General features: G+C 71.9%; 9 protein-coding genes. 8 read left to right on the top strand and 1 reads right to left on the bottom strand.

The annotated features are described in order from the left end of the window. Positions 1–8,006: amino acid adenylation domain-containing protein (locus ACGFZP_RS32750; protein WP_392939873.1), on the bottom strand; the 8,006-nt coding region annotated here is incomplete at its 3' end. 712 nt (positions 8,007–8,718) lie between these two features. Here ACGFZP_RS32750 and ACGFZP_RS32745 point away from each other — a divergent pair. The 8 genes from ACGFZP_RS32745 (at position 8,719) to rpsI (ending at position 16,478) form a co-directional block, all read left to right on the top strand. After that, positions 8,719–9,492: a thioesterase II family protein gene (locus ACGFZP_RS32745; RefSeq protein ID WP_392939871.1), complete on the top strand. Its 774-nt coding sequence runs from the start codon at positions 8,719–8,721 to the stop codon at positions 9,490–9,492. A 129-nt stretch (positions 9,493–9,621) separates the two neighbouring features. Then, entirely contained in the window at positions 9,622–9,834 is a 213-nt protein-coding gene (locus ACGFZP_RS32740; protein ID WP_392939869.1) for an MbtH family protein, read from the top strand. Positions 9,835–9,906: 72 nt separating this feature from the next. After that, entirely contained in the window at positions 9,907–11,031 is a 1,125-nt protein-coding gene (hppD, locus tag ACGFZP_RS32735; RefSeq protein ID WP_392939867.1) for a 4-hydroxyphenylpyruvate dioxygenase, read from the top strand. Positions 11,032–11,099: 68 nt separating this feature from the next. Continuing rightward, positions 11,100–12,254: an alpha-hydroxy acid oxidase gene (locus ACGFZP_RS32730; RefSeq protein ID WP_392939865.1), complete on the top strand. Its 1,155-nt coding sequence runs from the start codon at positions 11,100–11,102 to the stop codon at positions 12,252–12,254. Beyond that, positions 12,251–13,555: a PLP-dependent aminotransferase family protein gene (locus ACGFZP_RS32725; protein WP_392939863.1), complete on the top strand. Its 1,305-nt coding sequence runs from the start codon at positions 12,251–12,253 to the stop codon at positions 13,553–13,555. The genes ACGFZP_RS32730 and ACGFZP_RS32725 overlap by 4 nt, the downstream gene beginning before the upstream one ends. 63 nt (positions 13,556–13,618) lie before the next feature. Beyond that, entirely contained in the window at positions 13,619–15,277 is a 1,659-nt protein-coding gene (locus ACGFZP_RS32720; protein ID WP_392939862.1) for an ABC-F family ATP-binding cassette domain-containing protein, read from the top strand. Between the two features lie 208 nt (positions 15,278–15,485). Further along, positions 15,486–15,929 (top strand): 50S ribosomal protein L13, encoded by a 444-nt coding sequence (gene rplM / locus ACGFZP_RS32715; protein ID WP_363605520.1) that lies wholly within the window; start codon positions 15,486–15,488, stop codon positions 15,927–15,929. Positions 15,930–15,974: 45 nt separating this feature from the next. After that, positions 15,975–16,478: a 30S ribosomal protein S9 gene (gene rpsI, locus ACGFZP_RS32710; RefSeq protein ID WP_387948293.1), complete on the top strand. Its 504-nt coding sequence runs from the start codon at positions 15,975–15,977 to the stop codon at positions 16,476–16,478. The last annotated feature ends 21 nt before the right edge of the window (positions 16,479–16,499 follow it).

Raw genomic sequence — 16,499 nt, 5'->3', positions numbered from 1 at the left:
GCGGTGACGAGGTCGGTGGAGCGTTCCATGTGGACGCCGACGAGGGTCTCCGGGCCGGCTCCGTGCTCGGTCAGGAGGTGGGCGAGGCGGTTGGCTCGCTCGTTGAGCTCGGCGTAGGTGAGCTCGGTGTCATCGAAGACGAGGGCGGTGGCGTCGGGGGTGCGGGCGACCTGGGCGTGGAACAGTTCGGGCAGGGTGGTGGCGGGCAGTTCGCGGTCGGTGTCGTTCCAGCCGGTGAGGATCAGGGCACGCTCGTCGGCGTCCAGGATCTCGATGCGGCTGACGGGCTGCTCGGGTTCCGCGACGGCGGCACGCAGCACCCGCACGAAACGCTGCGCGATCGCCTCGGTGGTCGCCTCGTCGAAGAGGTCGGTGGCGTAGGTCAGCGCGCCGTGCAGGCCGACCGCCTTCCCGTGCGCGTCGTGCAGCTCACGGAGCTGGAAGTCCAGGTCGAACTTGGCAGGGAGCTGACCGGTCGCCACCAACACGGCCTCGATACCCGGGAGTTCGAGGGCGGCCTCGGTGTTGTTCTGGAGGGTGAGCATGACCTGGAACAGCGGGTGCCGGGCCATCGAGCGAGTCGGGGCGAGGTCCTCGACGAGGCGCTCGAAGGGGACGTCCTGGTTGGCGAAGGCACCGAGTCCGCTGTCCTGGACGCGGGTGAGGAGCTCGCCGAAGGTGGGGTCGCCGCTGAGGTCGGTGCGCATGACGAGGGTGTTGACGAAGAAGCCGACCAGGTCGTCGAGGGCTTCGTCGGTGCGTCCGGCGATGGGGGTGCCGACGGGGATGTCGGTGCCGGCGCCCAGGCGGTTGAGCAGGGTGGAGAGGGCTGCCTGCAGGACCATGAACAGGGTCACGCCGCGGGAGCGGGCCAGGTCGCTGAGCTGCTCGTGCAGTTCGGCGGGGATGTCCAGGTCGTGCGTCGCGCCCTGGTGGGTGGCGACGGCCGGGCGGGGCCGGTCGGTGGGCAGCTGAAGCTCCTCCGGCAGACCGGCGAGCGCCTCGCGCCAGTGGGCGAGCTGCTGGGACAGCACGCTCTCGGGGTCGGTGTCGTCACCGAGGAGCTGCTGCTGCCACAGGGTGTAGTCGGCGTACTGCACCGGCAGCGCCGTCCACGCGGGGGCGGCGCCGTCGAGCCGCGCGGAGTACGCGGTGGAGATGTCGCGGGCGAGCGGGCCCATGGACCAGCCGTCGCCCGCGATGTGGTGCACGACCAGGACGAGCACGTGCTCGTCCGCGGAGACGCTGAACAGCTCGGCGCGCAGCGGTACTTCGGTGGACAGGTCGAAGACGTACCCGGCCGCGTCGGCGAGGGCCTGCTCCAGGTCGGCCTCGGTGAGCGAGGTGACGGGCAGGTCGAGGGTGACCGTCGCGGGGTCGAGGACGTGCTGGTGGGGCTGGCCGTCGGCGGTGCGGAACACCGTGCGCAGGACCTCGTGGCGGGCCAGCACGTCGTGCAGCGCGCCCCGCAGGGCGTCCCGGTCCAGGGCGCCCGTCAGCCGCAGTGCGGCGGGGATGTTGTAGATGGCGCTGGGGCCTTCGAGCTCGCCGAGGAACCAGAGCCGGCGCTGGGCGGCGGACAGCGGCACCACGCTCGGGCGCTCGCCCGCGGTCAGCGCGAGCCGGGTCGTGCCGGCCCCGCCCAGGCGCTCGGCCAGGCCGGCGACGGTCGGGGCCTCGAACAGGGCGCGGATGCCGACCTCGACACCCAGTACCGCGCGGATCCGGCTGACCAGGCGGGTGGCCAGCAGGGAGTGGCCGCCGAGCTCGAAGAAGCTGTCGTCCACGCCCACCGAGGCCACGCCGAGCACCTCGGCGAAGACGCCGCAGAGGATCTCCTCCTGCACGGTGCGGGGCGCGCGGCCCGCCGTGGCGGCGGTGTACCGGGGCGCGGGCAGGGCCTTGCGGTCGAGCTTGCCGTTGGCGGTCAGCGGCAGGGCCTCCAGCACCACGATCGCGCTCGGGACCATGTACTCCGGCAGGTGCTGCTGGAGGTCGCCGCGGATGCCGGCGGTGAGCGCCGCGTGGTCGTCGCCGCCCCGGGTCGGGACGACGTAGCCGACCAGACGCTTGTCGCCGGGGGTGTCCTCGCGGACGGTGATGGTGGCCTGGGCGACGGCCGGGTGCGCGGCCAGTGCGGACTCGACCTCGCCGAGCTCGATCCGGAAGCCGCGGATCTTCACCTGGTCGTCGGCGCGGCCGGCGAACTCCAGGGTGCCGTCGGCGCGCCAGCGCACCAGGTCACCGGTGCGGTACATCCGCTCGCCGGCCTCGCCGAACGGGTCGGCGACGAAGCGCTCGGCCGACAGGCCCGGGCGGTTCAGGTAGCCGCGGGCCAGCCCCGCACCCGCCACGTACAGCTCGCCGGCGGTGCCGGCCGGGACGAGCTGTAGCCCGCCGTCGAGGACGTACAGGCGCAGGTCGGGGATGCCGACGCCGATGACGCTGCCGATGCCGGCGTCGGCGCTGATGGCGGAGTCGAGGGCCATGTAGCTGACGTGCACGGTGGTTTCGGTGATGCCGTACATGTTGACGAGCAGCGGGGCGTCGTCCTGGTGCCGGCTGTACCAGTCGCGCAGGCGCTTGAGGTCGAGCGCCTCGCCGCCGAAGACAACGGTGCGCAGGGCGAGTTGACGGCCGAGGTCGGGGTTCTGAGCGTCGGCCTGCATCAACTGGTAGAAGGCGGAGGGGGTCTGGTTGAGGACGGTGACCTCCTCGCGGACGAGGAGGCCGAGGAAGTCCTGCGGGGAGCGGGAGACGTCGAAGGGCACGACGACGAGGCGTCCGCCCCTGAGGAGGGCGCCCCACAGCTCCCAGACGGAGAAGTCGAAGGCGAAGGAGTGGAACCAGGTCCACACGTCGCCGGTGCCGAAGTGGAACCAGTGGTCGGTCCCGGACAGCAGACGGGCCACGTTGCCGTGCGGGACGACGACGCCCTTGGGGCGGCCGGTGGAGCCGGAGGTGTAGATGACGTACGCGGGGTGGTTCGGCAGCAGACCGGGCCGGGGGTTGGCGGCGTCGAGGCCGGCCACTCGGGCGACGGTGTCGGGGTCGTCGAGGACGATCCGCGCGGTGCCGTCGGGCAGGGAGTCCTGGACGGACCGGCTGGTGATGACCAGGGCGGGCCGGGCGTCGCCGAGCATGTAGGTGATGCGGTCGGCGGGGTAGTCCGGGTCGATCGGCAGGTAGGCGCCGCCGGCCTTGAGCACGGCGAGCAGCGCCACCACCATCTCCGCGGAGCGCGGCAGGGCCAGCGCCACGAGCTGCTCAGGGCCGACGCCCTGCTCGGTCAGCAGGCGGGCGAGGCGGTTGGCGCGGGCATTCAGCTCGGCGTAGCTGAGCCGGGTGTCCGTGAACACCACGGCGGTGGCGTCGGGCGTCCGGGCCGCCTGGGCCTCGAACAGCTCGGGCAGGGTGCCGGTCGGCAGGTCCCGGGCGGTGTCGTTCCAGCCGGTGAGGATCAGGGCGCGCTCGTCGGCGTCGAGGATCTCGATCCGGCTGACGGGCTGCTCGGGGTCGGCGACGGCGGCCGTCAGGACCCGGACGAAGCGCTGCGCGATCGCCTCGGCCGTGCGCTGGTCGAACAGGTCGGTCGCGAAGGTGACCAGGCCGTGGAGGCCGGCGGCCCGGCCGGTGGTGTCGAAGGACTCGTTGAGCTGGAAGTCCAGGTCGAACTTGGCCGGGGCCTGCCCGGTCGGCACCAACTCGGTCGCAAGGCCCGGGAGTTCGACGACGGCCGCGGTGGTGTTCTGCAGCGTGAGGATGACCTGGAAGAGCGGGTGCCGGGCCATTGAGCGGGTGGGGGCGAGCTCCTCGACGAGGCGCTCGAAGGGGATGTCCTGGTGGGCGAAGGCGCCGAGGCCGGCGTCCTGCACCTGGCTGAGGAGGTCGCCGAAGGTGGGGTCGCCGCTGAGGTCGGTGCGCATGACGAGGGTGTTGACGAAGAAGCCGACCAGGTCGTCGAGGGCTTCGTCGGTGCGTCCGGCGATGGGGGTGCCGACGGGGATGTCGGTGCCCGCGCCGAGGCGGTTGAGCAGGGTCGCGAGTCCGGCCTGGAGGACCATGAAGAGGGTCACGCCGCGGGAGCGGGCCAGGTCGCTGAGCTGCTGGTGCAGCTCGGCGGGGACCTGGAGGGGCAGGGTGGCGCCGTGGTGGGTGGCGACGGCCGGGCGGGGGCGGTCGGTGGGCAGCTGGAGCTCTTCCGGCAGGTCGGCCAGGGCCTTGCGCCAGTGGGTGAGCTGCTGGGACAGCACGCTCTCGGGGTCGGTGTCCTCGCCGAGGAGCTGCTGCTGCCACAGGGTGTAGTCGGCGTACTGCACGGGCAGCGGCTGCCACGCGGGGGCGGCGCCTTCGAGCCGGGCGGCGTAGGCCTCGGAGAGGTCGCGGGCGAGCGGGCCCATGGACCAGCCGTCGCCCGCGATGTGGTGGACGACCAGGACGAGCACGTGCTCGTCCGCGGAGACGCTGAACAGCTCGGCGCGCAGCGGTACTTCGGTGGACAGGTCGAAGACGTACCCGGCCGCGCGGGCCAGGGCCTGCTCCAGGTCGGCCTCGGTGAGCGAGGTGACGGGCAGGTCGAGGGTGACCGCCGCGGGGTCGAGGACGTGCTGGTGGGGCTGGCCGTCGGCGGTGCGGAAGACGGTGCGCAGCACCTCGTGGCGATCGGTGACATCGCCGAGGGCGGCCCGCAGGGCGTCCCGGTCCAGGGTGCCGGTCAGCCGCAGCGCGGCGGGGATGTTGTAGGTGGCGCTGGGGCCTTCGAGCTCGCCGAGGAACCAGAGCCGGCGCTGGGCGGCGGACAGCGGCACCATGCTCGGGCGCTCGCCCGCGGTCAGCGCGGGTCGGGCGGCGTCGGCCCCGCCCAGACGGGCGGCCAGGCCGGCGACGGTCGGGGCCTCGAACAGGGCGCGGATGCCGACCTCGACACCCAGCACCGCGCGGATCCGGCTCATCAGCCGGGTCCCGAGCAGCGAGTGGCCGCCGAGCTCGAAGAAGCTGTCGTCCACGCCCACCGAGGCCACGCCGAGCACCTCGGCGAAGACGCCGCAGAGGATCTCCTCCTGCCGCGACGAGGGCGCCCGCCCGGAGGCGCCGGCCGCGTAGTCCGGCGCGGGCAGCGCCAGCCGGTCGACCTTCCCGCTGGGCGTCAGCGGCAGCGAGTCCAGCACCACCACCGCGCTCGGGACCATGTACTCCGGCAGCTCCGACGCGACGTGCCTGCGCAGCAGTTCGCCGTCCACGGGCTCCACAGGCTCCGCGGACTCCGCGGTCTCCGCGGCCGGGACGACGTAGCCGACCAGCCGCTGGTCCCCGGGGCGGTCCTCGCGCACCACGACGCTGGCCCGGCCTACCGAGGGGTGGCCGGCCAGTGCGGACTCGACCTCGCCGAGCTCGATTCGGAAGCCGCGGATCTTCACCTGCGCGTCGGCCCGGCCGGCGAACTCCAGGCTGCCCGCCGCGCTCCACCGGACCAGGTCGCCGGTGCGGTACATCCGCCCGCCGGCCGGGCCGAACGGGTCGGCCACGAACCGGTCGGCCGTCAGCTCCGGACGGCCCAGGTAGCCGCGCGCCAACGCGGCGCCCGCGACGTACAGTTCACCCGTCACACCGACCGGGGCCGGCTGCAGCGAGTTGTCCAGGACGTAGACCCGGGTGTTGGCGATCGGACGCCCGATCGGGGTCTCGGTCGCCCCGCAGTCGCCGAACAGCACGTCGCCGCTGGTCTCGGAGGCGCCGTAGAAGTTGAGCAGCCGGGCGTTCGGCAGCGCCTCGGCGAACCGCTCCGCCAGGTACTGCGGGATGTTCTCACCGGTGGTCACCCAGTGGGTGCACGAGGCCAGCAGCGGGGTGCCGACCTCCAGCAGGGCGGCGAGCAGGCTCGGCACGACGGTGATGCGGCCGATCCGGTGTCGGGCGATCAACTGGGCCAGGGCCAGCGGGTCCTTGGCGGAGGCCGCGTCGGCCAGGACGACCGGGTCGCCGTGGAGCAGCGAGCCGAGCAGTTCGGTGGAGCCGTCGACGAAGCTCATGGAGCTCTTCGCCAGGGTCGGCGCGCCCGGCCGGTACGGGTAGCTGCGGGCGATCGCGGTCAGCAGGTTGGCGGCGCTGGCGTGCAGGCCGACGACGCCCTTGGGGCGGCCGGTCGACCCGGAGGTGTAGAGCACGTAGGCGGGGTGCTCCGGGCGCAGCGGGGCGGTCCGGTCCTCGTCGACCGGGTCGGTGGCGGGGAACCGTTCGAGCTCGGCGGCCAGCTCCGGGGCGTCGACGACGAGCATGGGCGCCGGGGTGGCGGCGCGCAGGCCGGCCTCGGTCCGGGTGCCGGCCAGCACCAGGGCCGGCTCGGCGTCGGCCAGCATGTAGGCGATCCGCTCGGCCGGGTACTCCGGGTCGACCGGCAGGTAGGCGGCGCCGGTCTTGACGACGGCGAGCAGCGCCACCACCATCTCGACGGAGCGCGGCACGGCCAGTGCGACCAGCCGCTCCGGGCCCGCCCCGCGCTCGATCAGCAGCCGGGCGAGCCGGTTGGCCCGCTCGTTCAGCTCGGTGTAGGGGACCTCGGTGTCCTGGAACACGAGGGCGGTGGCCTCGGGGGTGCGGGCGACCTGGGCCTGGAACAGCTCCGGCAGCACCCCGCCCGGGACGGCGGCCGCGGTGTCGTTCCACTCGGTCAGCGTCCGCCGGCGCTCGTCCCCGGTCAGCAGCTCGACCCGGCCGATCGGCTGGTGCTCGTCGGCCGCGGCGAGCGCGTCGAGGAAGCGGATGAAGCGGTCGGCGTGCTCGGCGACCTGCTCGGCGTCGTAGACCGCGGGGTTGGCGTCGAGGGCGAAGAGCATGCCCTGCCCGGCGGCGCGGTCGTAGACGACGAAGGAGAGGTCCTCGACCGGGCCGTTGGTGAGGTTGTGGGCGGTGGACGGGTGTCCGCCGAAGGTCAGGTCGTAGTTGAACGCCTGGATGTTGACGGTGGCGCCGACGAGCGGCCCGGAGGCGCCGGCCAGGCCGAGCTCCCGGCGCATCTCCTCGTAGCGGTAGCGCTGGTGGCGCAGGTCCTGGCGGGCGGCGGCGCTGGTCTGCTTGACCAGCTCGACCAGGGTCAGCTCGGGGCCGACGGTCAGGCGCAGCGGCAGGACGTTGGTGAGCATGCCGGGGATCGCGCGGATGGTCCGGCCCGAGCGGCTCATCACGGGCATGCCCAGGACGACGTCGTGGGCGCCGGTGAGGCGGTGGGTGTAGGCGGCGGTCGCGGCCAGGACGAAGGCGGACCAGCCGACGCCGAGGCGGCGGGCGGCGGCCTTCAGGTGGGCGGAGTGCTCGACGCCGAGGTCGACCGTGTGGCGCAGGTGGCCGCGGGCGGGCGGCGCGAAGCGGCCGGCGAGGCTGACCGGCTCGGGGCGGTCGGCGAGGCGCTCCAGCCAGTACCGGCGGTCCTCGACGTGCTGCTCGGAGCCGCGGTAGGCGGCCTCGTCGTCCAGCAGGTGCTGGAAGGGCGGGAGCGGGCTGCCCTCGTCGGGGCGCCCCTCGACCAGGGCGGTGTAGAGCTCGGCGGCGCGGGCCGCCATGAGCGAACCGCTGTAGCCGTCGACGACCCCGTGGTGGGCGCGCTGGTACCAGATGAAGCGGTTGTCGCCGGCGCGCAGGAGCGCCATGGTGAAGTGCGGTCCCTGCTGAAGGTCGCAGGGGCGCTTCAGGTCGGTCCACATCCAGGCCTGCGCGGCGGCCCACGGGTCGGGCTCGGCCGAGACGTCCACCAGGTGCAGCGGCCAGTCGGTGTAGGGGTTGATGCGCTGGCGGACGCCGTTGTCGGACTCGACGAAGCACAGCCGGAAGCCCTCGGCCTCGTGGAGCACCTGACGCAGGGCCAGCTCGAAGAGCCGGGCGTCGACGGGGCCGTGGATCTCCACGCACTCGGCGATCTGGTAGGCGGGGCTCGCCGGGTCCAGCTGCTGGGCGAACCACATGCCGGACTGGCCGGCGAGCAGGGGAAGGGTCTCGGCCTGGGTGTCCAACATGCTTCGGCGCTCCGGTTTCGTCAGCGTTCTTCGTCGGGTGGTGACCCGTGGGTGGCCTGACCTCGCGCGTGACGGCGGCGAGCGTCGGCGACTGGCCCCGGCGCCCGGGTGCGGGTGCACCTGGGCGCAGGGCGGCATGGTGTGCCTGTGGTGACGGGACGTCCGGTGGATCCTGTGACGCTCGACTCATCGGTGGCCTGCCACCGTTCGCCTACAGGTGTGTTCTATTCCACATTCCGGACGCGGGCCGGGGCGAGGTCGTCACCGCCATGGCCCGTCCGCGTGTCCGCGTACGTAGAGGGGCGGTCGGCTGCGGGGGGCGTGCCGCAGTCCCTCCCGACGCGGCAGCCGGCCCGCTGGGCCAGCCCTCTTGAGGTGCCTCCGGCCGTGAACGACCGCCTGGCGGCAGCCAGGCTGACGGCGGATCACAGAGGCAGTCGAGAAGCATAGCTGACTGTCGATCGCCCGCGACCGTAGTTGATCGAATATGACCGATCTTGCCTTGACCGCGTCCACCGGGCTGTGATCAGCTGAATCCGTGCGGCCACGATTGTGCGTCCGCGACAGGAGGGGCTGGGGGGCGCCGTTCTCAAACTCCTGCCCCATTCCGCCCGATAACCGGACCGACGTTCCGTCCGCTTGTCGCCGGAGTGTCCTCCTGGTGATTTGCCATGCACGGGGGCGGCCCGAAGTTCGGGCTGGAAGGGTTGTTATGTACAGCAGGGGCGGAGAACCGACCGGTCGATGGTTTCGGACCGTACGTCCGATTTCGAACCCGAAGATCCGACTCGTCTGTTTCGCCCACGCGGGCGGCGCGGCAAGCTTTTTCCGCTCCTGGGACGGACTCGTGCCCGATGGTGTGGAAATCGTGGCGGTTCGGTATCCGGGGCGGGAGGACCGTCTGCTCGACCCGCCGGTCGAGACGATGGCGGAGCTCGTGGAACCGCTGGTGCGCGAATGTTCCCTATTCTCCGACGCGCCGCTGGTGTTCTTCGGCCACAGCATGGGCGCATCGGTCGCCCATGAGGTCGCCGTGCGCCTCCAGGCCGAGTGCGGTGTCACCCTGTCGGCCCTCGCGGTCTCCGGCCGGGCCGGTCCCGGGCGGGAGGCGCCGCGTGGGCTCGCCGACGCGAGTGACCTTCAACTCATCGAGGACGTCGGCCTGTTGGGCGGGACGGCGGCCGGCACCTTCGAGCACGCGGACCTGCGGGAGCTGATCCTGCCGGCGATCCGTGCCGACTACCGGCTGATCGAGCGTTATCGGGCCCCTGGGGCCGAGAATGCCATGGTGGACGCTCCTGTCTATGCCTACTATGGAAGCCAGGACGCTGAGCTGAGCGAGGATTCAATGGAATCCTGGTCAGCGGTGACGCGGGTCGGCTTCGCCGCGCGCGCCTTCGACGGCGGCCACTTCTACCTCGTGGAGCACGCCGAGGCCGTGCTCCGAGACCTCTTCCTCCGTATCGACTCCGCGATCAGGGTCTGATCGCCAATCCGATGTTCCGTCCGTGAGCCAACGGGTGCGCCTCCCCGCATTCGTCGGCCCCGCTATGCCCGGATATTCCCGCGGGCATCTCCGGATCCTCCATCGAACCACCACGGAAAGGCTCCAACAATGACGAATCCGTTTGAGAACCCGGACGGCAGCTACCTCGTCCTGGTCAACGCGGAGGGGCAGCACTCGCTCTGGCCGGCCTTTGCCGAGGTGCCCGACGGCTGGAATAAGGCCTTCGGTGAGGCGGCCCGCCAGGAATGCCTCGACTACATCGAGGCGTCCTGGACGGACATGCGCCCGAAGAGCCTCGTCGCCGCCGTGCAGGAGAGCTGAGGCAAGCCTCTCCTTCCCTCGGTCGAACCAGGTCGCGGCACAACTGCCGTGACTCACGAACAAGTTAGAGGCGTGCAAATCGTGGACGGATCCGTCTTCCCCGCCGATCTCGGTATCGAGTATGTCGAGTTCTATGTCGAGAATCTTGAGGCAAGGACCGCGGAGTGGGTCGACCACTACGCGTTCGAGGTGATCGGCAGAAGCGGATCCGAGGCGCTGGGATTCCGGAGCGCGGCGCTTCGGCAGGGCCGGGTCGTGCTGGTCCTGACCGAGGGGACCGCGGAGGACCACCCGGCCACCGGCTACGTCCGGCGCCACGGCGAGGGCGTCGCGGACATCGCCCTGCGGACCGCGGACGCGTCGGCCGCCTTCGCCGCGGCGATGGAGCGCGGTGCGAGCGCGGTCGGCCGGCCTGGCCCGGCGCCCGCCGCCACGATCGCCGGCTTCGGCGACCTGGTCCACACGTTCGTCCAGGGCGGCGCCGACGGGGAGCCCGGTCTGCCGCCGGGCTTCGTCGCGGAGCCGGCAGCCGGGTCGGTCGGGCCGGGCGGATCGGCCGCGGCCGGGCAGGGCCAGGGCGGCGCCGGTCCGGTCGGCGCGCAGCTGATCGACCACTTCGCGGTCTGCGTGAACGCCGGCGAGCTCGACCCCACCGTCGAGTTCTACCGGAGCGTCCTGGGCTTCCGGGAGATCTTCGAGGAGCGGATCGTCGTCGGCCCGCAGGCGATGATCTCCAAGGTCGTCCAGAGCGCCTCCGGCGAGGTGACGTTCACCATCATCGAGCCGGACACCACCGCCGACCCGGGCCAGATCGACGGCTTCCTCGCCAGCCACGACGGCGCGGGCATCCAGCACATCGCGTTCTCCGTCGAGGACGCCGCACGCTCCGTCCGCGCCCTCCGGGAGCGCGGGGTGGCGTTCCTGACCACCCCGGGCTCGTACTACGACCTGCTCACCGAGCGGATCACCCCGAAGAACCACGAGCTGGACGTGCTGCGGGAGTTGAACCTCCTGGTCGACGAGGACCACGGCGGCCAGCTGTTCCAGATCTTCACCCGCTCCACCCATCCGCGCCGTACCCTCTTCTTCGAGGTGATCGAGCGGATCGGCGCCGAGACCTTCGGCAGCTCGAACATCAAGGCGCTCTACGAGGCCGTCGAGCTGGAGAGGTCCAAGCAGAGCGGCACCGCGCAGTGAGCGTTCCGGACCGGGCACTGAGCCTTCCGGGCTGCGCACCGAGCCCTGCGGACCGTCAGGAGCCCGTGGTGACACCGGATCCCACCACCGCCGGGGCCTTCGCAGGCACCGGGGCCGACGAGCCGGTCTGCCTCGCGGACATCGAGCGCGCCGCCTTCGCCACGGTGCCGAAGGACGTCTGGGACTTCGTCGCCGGGGGCAGCGGCCGCGAGCTCACGCTGGCGGCCAACCGCTCCGCGCTGGACGGCGTCCACCTGGTGCCCCGCATCCTGCGGGACGTCTCCGGCTGCACCGCCGGGACGACCCTGCTCGGCCGCGGCGCCGCGCTGCCGCTGGCGGTGGCACCGGTGGCCTACCACCGGCTGCTCCACCCCGAGGGCGAACTGGCCACCGCCCGCGCGGCCCGCCGCGCCGGGGTCCCGTTCACCATCGGGACGCTGAGCAGCTACCCGCTGGAGGAGGTCGCCGCCGCGGCCGGCCGCAGCTGGTTCCAGCTCTACTGGCTGCGCGACGAGGCCCGGCTGTTCGACCTGGTCGCCCGGGCCGAGGAAGCCGGCTGCGAGGCCCTGATGCTGACCGTCGACGTCCCGTGGATGGGACGGCGGCTGCGCGACATCCGCAACCGGTTCAGCCTGCCCGCGGACGTCACCGCGGCCAACCTCTCGGCCGGTACCGGCTCCGAGGCGCACACGGCCCGCCCCGGCGCCTCCGCGGTGGCCGCCCACACCAGCGTCGCCATGACCGAGGCGCTGACCTGGGAGCACGTCGAGCGCCTGCGGGCCCGCACCCGCCTGCCGCTGATCCTCAAGGGGATCCTCGACCCGGAGGACGCCCGCCTCGCCGCCGACCACGGCGTCGACGCGCTGGTGGTCTCCAACCACGGGGGGCGCCAGCTGGACGGCGCCGTCCCGGCCGCCACGATGCTCCCCGCGGTGCGCGAGGCCGTCGGCGACCGCGTCGAGGTCCTCTTCGACAGCGGCATCCGCACCGGTACGGACGTCCTGAAGGCCCTGGCCCTCGGCGCGTCGGGCGTCCTGCTCGGCCGCCCGCTGCTGTGGGGGCTGGCGGTCGGCGGCGAGGCGGGCGCCGACACCGTCCTGCGGCTCCTCGCCGAGGAGATCCGAGACGCGCTGGGCCTGGCGGGCTGCGACTCGCCGGCCGCCGCCCGGCTGCTGCGCACCGTCCGGGCCGACTACGACAGGGAAAGTGGTTCAGCACGATGAACAGCCAAGCGGTGGAACTCGCCCTCGGGACCCTCCACGAGTCCCTGGGGTCGCCGGTCAGCGAGTCCATGAACTTCCTCAACGAGGTGGCGCAGCGCTATCCGGACGCGATCTCCTTCGCGGCCGGGCGCCCGTACGAGGGCTTCTTCGACCTCGACGACATCCACCGCCACCTGGAGACCTACCGCCGGTACCTGACGGAGCGCCTGGGCGGCGACGAGGCCGCGGTGAGCCGGACGGTCATGCAGTACGGCCGCACCAAGGGCATCATCCACGAGCTGATCGCCCGGCACCTGGAGGTGGACGAGGGCATCACGGCGGACCCGGAGTCGATCGTGGTCACGGTCGGCTGCCAGGAGGCCCTGTACCTGACGCTGCGCGCCCTGCGCCGCCGCGACACCGACGTGCTCCTGTCGGTGGTGCCCGCCTACGTCGGGATGCACGGGGCGGCCCAGCTGGTCGACATGCCGGTGCTGCCGGTGGAGGAGACCCCGGAGGGGATCGACCTCGACCACCTGGTCGCCGTCGTGGAGCGGGCCAAGGCGGACGGGCTGACCCCGCGCGCCTGCTACGTCGTCCCCGACTTCGCCAACCCGAGCGGGGTCAGGCTGAGCCTGGAGGCCCGCCGCCGGCTGCTGGAGCTCGCCGCGGAGCACGACTTCCTGATCCTGGAGGACAACCCCTACGGCCTGCTCGGCGACCCGGACGGCCCGCCGACGATCAAGTCGCTCGACGACGCCGCGCGGGTGGTCTACCTGGGGTCGTTCGCGAAGACCGGGATCCCCGGGGCCCGGGTCGGCTACGTGCTCGCGGACCAGCGCGTGGCGGGCGGTCACGGCGGCCCGGAGACCCTCGCGGACCAGCTCGCCAAGATCAAGAGCATGGTGACGGTGAACACCTCGCCGATCGCCCAGGCCGTGATCGCCGGGAAGCTGCTGGAGAACGGGTGCAGCCTGCGGGCCGCCAACACCCGCGAGATCGAGACCTACCGGAGCAACCTCCGCCAGGTGCTGGACGGGCTGGAGCGGCGGTTCGGCGGGGAGAAGGCCCCCGGCGTCTCCTGGAACACCCCGTCGGGCGGCTTCTTCGTGCTGCTCACCGTGCCCTTCGCCGCCGACGACGCGCTGCTGGAGTCCAGCGCGCAGCTGCACCGGGTGCTGTGGACGCCGCTGCACCACTTCTACGCGGACCCCGAGCCGCGCCGGGTGATCCGGCTCTCCTTCAGCCACCTGCGGCCGCAGGAGATCGAGGAGGGCCTGGACCGGCTCGCCGCCTTCGTGCTCGGGCGGTCCGACGGCTGACCGCGGGCCGGCGGACCGAAATGCATTTGGGTCCGTCGGCCTGTACGTAGCAAAATCCGACGTATGGGACACGTCGAGATTTCGCACCTTGAGTACTACCTGCCGGACGGGCGGGTGCTTTTCGACGACGCGTCCTTCCGGGTCGGCGAGGGCTCCGCGGTCGCCCTGGTGGGCGCAAACGGGGCCGGCAAGACCACGCTGCTGCGCATGATCGCGGGCGACATCCAGCCGCACGGCGGCACGGTGACGATCAGCGGCGGCCTCGGCGTGATGCGCCAGTTCGTCGGCACCACCGGCCGCGAGGACCAGCGCGAGACGCCCGGGGCGCTCGCCGCCGACGCCTCCGTCCGCGACCTGCTGGTCTCCGTCGCCCCCGAGCGGATCGCCGTCGCGGCCCGCGCGGTGGACGCCGCCGAGCTCGCGATGATCGCCCAGGACGACGAGAAGACGCAGATGGCCTACGCCCAGGCGCTCTCCGACTGGGCGGACGTCGGCGGCTACGACTACGAGACCGACTGGGACGTCTGCACCATGGCGGCCCTCGGCATGCCCTTCGACAAGTCCCAGTGGCGCGGTCTGAACACGCTCTCCGGCGGTGAGCAGAAGCGGCTGGTGCTGGAGGCGCTGCTGCGCGGCCCCGAGGAGGTGCTGCTGCTGGACGAGCCGGACAACTACCTGGACGTCCCGGGCAAGCGCTGGCTGGAGGAGGCGATCAAGGCCACCTCCAAGACGGTGCTGTACATCTCCCACGACCGCGAGCTGCTCTCCCGGACGGCCGAGAAGATCATCAGCGTCGAGTCCGGCGCGGCCGGCAGCAGCGTCTGGGTGCACGGCGGCGGCTTCGACTCCTTCCACGAGGCCCGCAAGGACCGCTTCGCGCGCTTCGAGGAGCTCGGCCGGCGCTGGGACGAGGAGCACGCCAAGCTCAAGAAGCTGGTGGTCACCCTGCGCCAGGCGGCCTCCGTCAGCCACGCGCTCGCCACCCGCTACGCCGCCGCGCAGACCAGGCTGAAGAAGTTCGAGGAGGCCGGCCGCCCGGAGGAGCCCCCGCGCGAGCAGAGCATCACCATGCGGCTCAAGGGCGGGCGCACCGGCATGCGCTCGTTCACCATGGAGCAGCTGGAGCTCACCGGTCTGATGAAGCCCTTCGACCTGGAGGTCTTCTACGGCGAGCGGATCGGCGTGCTCGGCTCCAACGGCTCCGGCAAGTCGCACTTCCTGCGGCTGCTGGCGGGGGACGAGACGGTCGCCCACACCGGCAGCTGGAAGCTCGGCGCCCGCGTGGTGCCCGGCCACTTCCGGCAGACCCACGCCCACCCGGAGCTGTTCGGCCGGACGGTGCGCTCGATCGTCGAGGAGGAGCACGCGCTCAGCCGCGGCGCCGCGATGGGCGCGCTGCGCCGGTACGAGCTGGACCGCCAGGAGGAGCAGAAGTTCGAGTCGCTGTCCGGCGGGCAGCAGGCCCGGCTGATGATCCTCAAGCTCGAACTCTCCGGTGTGACGGCCCTGCTGCTCGACGAGCCGACCGACAACCTGGACCTGGAGAGCGCCGAGGCGCTGCAGGCCGGGCTGGAGGCCTTCGACGGCACGGTGCTCTGTGTGACGCACGACCGCTGGTTCGCCAAGACCTTCGACCGCTTCCTGGTCTTCGGCTCGGACGGACAGGTGTACGAGGCCCCGGACCCGGTCTGGGACGTCAGCCGCGTGGAGCGCGAGCGCTGAGGATTTTGACCCTCGTCGGCCTGCCCGGTAGGCTGGTCGCTTGTTGTGCGTATTGGCTCGCTCCATCTCACGTGAGAGGTCGGTACGCCGGAGACACCTAGCCGACGACCGGCGGCCACCCTTGAATTGCGTCCAAGGTGGGCCAGGCTGATCCCTCGTCCAGGTGCTCCTGTCAGGACTCACTCACTGAAAAGCGAAGGCTACGACCGTGCGTACGTACAGCCCCAAGCCCGGCGACGTCCAGCGTCAGTGGCACGTCATCGACGCGACCGACGTCGTGCTCGGCCGCCTGGCCTCCCAGGCCGCCAACCTCCTCCGGGGTAAGCACAAGGCGATCTACGCGCCGCACGTTGACACTGGTGACTTCGTCATCATCATCAACGCGGACAAGGTGCACCTGTCGGGTAACAAGAAGACCCAGAAGCTGGCCTACCGCCACAGCGGTTTCCCGGGTGGTCTCCGCTCGGTCCGTTACGACGACCTCCTGGACAAGAACCCGGAGAAGGCCGTCGAGAAGGCCATCAAGGGCATGGTTCCCAAGAACAGCCTGGGCCGCCAGATGCTCTCGAAGCTGAAGGTCTACTCGGGCGACCAGCACCCGCACGCTGCCCAGCAGCCGGTGCCGTTCGAGATCACCCAGGTCGCGCAGTAATTCGGCCACCAAGCCCCCCAACACTGAAAAGAGCTGAGGAACACCGTGGCCGAGACCACTGAAACCCTTGAGGTCGAGTTCGACGACACCGTCGTCGAGGGCGAGTACACCTCCGAGGAGAGCTACACCTCCGAGTCGCTGGCCGGTCGCTTCGGCGAGGCCACCCCGGGCGCCGGCCTCGGCCGCCGCAAGGAGGCGATCGCCCGCGTGCGCATCGTCCCCGGCACCGGCGTCTGGAAGATCAACGGTCGCACCCTGGAGAACTACTTCCCCAACAAGGTGCACCAGCAGACCGTGAACGAGCCCTTCAAGCTCCTCGAGCTTGACGGCCGTTACGACGTTGTCGCCCGCATCTCGGGTGGCGGCGTGTCCGGTCAGGCCTACGCGCTGCGCCTCGGCGTGGCCCGCGCCCTGAACGAGGCCGACGTGGACAACAACCGCGCCGCCCTCAAGAAGGCCGGCTTCCTGATGCGTGACGCCCGCGCCGTCGAGCGCAAGAAGGCCGGTCTCAAGAAGGCCCGCAAGGCGCCGCAGTACAGCAAGCGCTAATTGCGCCCCAGGGGTGCGTAC

This window comes from Kitasatospora sp. NPDC048239 (assembly GCF_043202015.1).
Lineage (GTDB): Bacteria > Actinomycetota > Actinomycetes > Streptomycetales > Streptomycetaceae > Kitasatospora.
Note: the sequence above shows the minus strand (reverse complement) of the source record. Positions and strands in the feature narration are given on the sequence as shown.